Annotated in this window: 1 protein-coding gene and 2 rRNA genes; all 3 read left to right on the top strand. The window is 29.2% G+C overall.

Annotation, left to right across the window (positions count from 1 at the left end; all coding sequences use genetic code 11):
* Positions 1-106, top strand: a 5S ribosomal RNA gene (gene rrf / locus CRO00_RS19785); the annotation flags it as partial.
* Between the two features lie 598 nt (positions 107-704).
* Positions 705-1751: a replication initiation protein gene (locus CRO00_RS19780; RefSeq protein ID WP_097075400.1), complete on the top strand. Its 1047-nt coding sequence runs from the start codon at positions 705-707 to the stop codon at positions 1749-1751.
* Between the two features lie 396 nt (positions 1752-2147).
* Positions 2148-2207, top strand: a 16S ribosomal RNA gene (locus CRO00_RS19775); the annotation flags it as partial.

The following is a 2207-nucleotide window of genomic DNA, read 5'->3' as shown; positions in this document are numbered from 1 at the left end:
ATGGCAAAGAGGTCACACCCGTTCCCATACCGAACACGGAAGTTAAGCTCTTTAGCGCCGATGGTAGTTGGGGGCTTCCCCCTGTGAGAGTAGGACGTTGCTAGGCAAAAAACACCACTAAATTTTAGTGGTGTTTTTTATTTTGTTTAAAAAGATATAAAGTATTACATAAATGTATAGTTTTTGAGATTTAGAGTGGTATACATCTCAAAATGCGTTAAAGGGTCATATAACATCAAAAGCTTTTAGACGAGGGTAACTGGGTAAAATCAAAATTAAGGCTATCAGGTATAGCTTGTGTGACTTTATAGCCTATATAGAGAATACGGTTAGCATATAGCACAAGCATATCATGTATTTTATCGTGCTATAGCCTATAAATATGCTTACTATATGTTATGACATATTTATTTTTCATATGTTTGAAATAGAGGATTGATCTTTATTAAGAGTCATTTGTGTAAGAAACAACATAATAAAATAAAAATATATAATTTAAATATATTTATTAATAAATATTAATTATATTAATTATATTTAACGGCTCCACGAGCCTTAGAGCCACAATGAATTGTGGAGTTTATTGAAACTTTTTTATCCCTTTATTGAAACTTTTTTATCCCTTTATTGAAACTTTTTTATCCCTTTAATTGTAACTTGATAATATTATAGTTATAATAATAATATATAAAAATAACCAATTTATGCACAAAGTTATAAATAGGGATAAAAAAGTTTCAATAAAGAAGGTGTTCATCATAGTACGAAAAAATGAAAAAAGGCAAATAATCAATTATGGAAACAGTATTTTAAAAAGTAACGAAATATCAATGGCGAAACTCAACAAAGGTTTAACACTTAATCAAATGCAATTATTGGCCTATGCTATTTATTCCACACAACAAAGCGGAAATACGGAGTTTCATAAAGCAAATTTTGAAAAGAAATTTAACATTGAAAAATATCAAACTGTTCACGCTAAAGAAGATGCTCAAAAGTTATTAGCACTTCAATTTTCGATCGAGGATTTAGAGAATGATTATTTTGAGTATTGGAATGTGTTCGGTTCAATTAAATATAAAGAGGGATTATTTACCTTTAGATGGAATGCAGATTTTGTACCACATATCTTAGAACTAAAAGAAAAGTACATCACAACGGATTTAACAATTACATCACAATTCAAAAGTGGTTTTAGCTGGATATTATACGATTATTTAAAAGCACACTATGGATATTGGCATAAACCAATTAGCAAGGATGCGCTTATGCGATTATTTGGTGTAGAAAATGTGAAGAGTTATACTAACAATACGGGATTATTTAAAAAGAAAGTGTTAGATGTAGCAATAGCGGAAATTAATCAATACACAGAACTGCAAGTAACCTATAAAGAATTAAAACAGGGTAGATCAATTATAGGTTTTGATTTGTATTGGTCAAATGGATCAACATCTATTAGTGCTACTCAAAAACAGATAAACGAACTAAAGATAATTATTGATGCAGTATTTGTCGATGCGCTTAAGTATATAGACATAAACAATCAACAATCACGAGAAAGAGCAATTGAGTTAGTTAGGGAATTAGAAGGATATAGACAATATACAGGTGAACCGATTTGTATTACCAAGGAAAGAGCCGACTTTTTATTAATAAAATCTAATTCAATTCTAAATGAATTGGAAAACTTAAAAGAGCAAGATAATAATAAGCCTCCCCTCTATAATTGGCTAGAGGAAAGGGATTAATAAATGACAAGGGAATTATCTACTGTTTATCCATCATCTATTCGATTGATAAAAAAGGCTAATTATTGAATATTTGATATAGCAATTAAGAGGTTTAATATTACTAAGTAAAGGAAATAAAAAATATAATAATTTTTATTGACGAAATGTTTTTATAATGCTATTATTATATAGCCGTCGCAATATGGCGTGAATTGTAAAAAGTTTTTATATATAAAAGTATTGACAAAATATTAGTATTTTTATATAATATAATTCCTGTCGAGAAAATGACAGGGAAATGAATGAACTTTGAAAACTGAACAACAAAACGTTAATGAATATAATTTCTCATTAATTTGAGAAACATTTTGACATCAATTTTGATGCCAGCAAATTTGAGCTTTATCAAATTCTTTTATGGAGAGTTTGATCCTGGCTCAGGACGAACGCTGGCGGCGTGCCTAATACATGCAA

This window comes from Ureibacillus xyleni, assembly GCF_900217795.1.
In the GTDB taxonomy this organism is placed as follows: domain Bacteria; phylum Bacillota; class Bacilli; order Bacillales_A; family Planococcaceae; genus Ureibacillus; species Ureibacillus xyleni.
The sequence above is the reverse complement of the archived record's forward strand: the minus strand, read 5'-3'. Positions and strand labels throughout refer to the sequence as shown.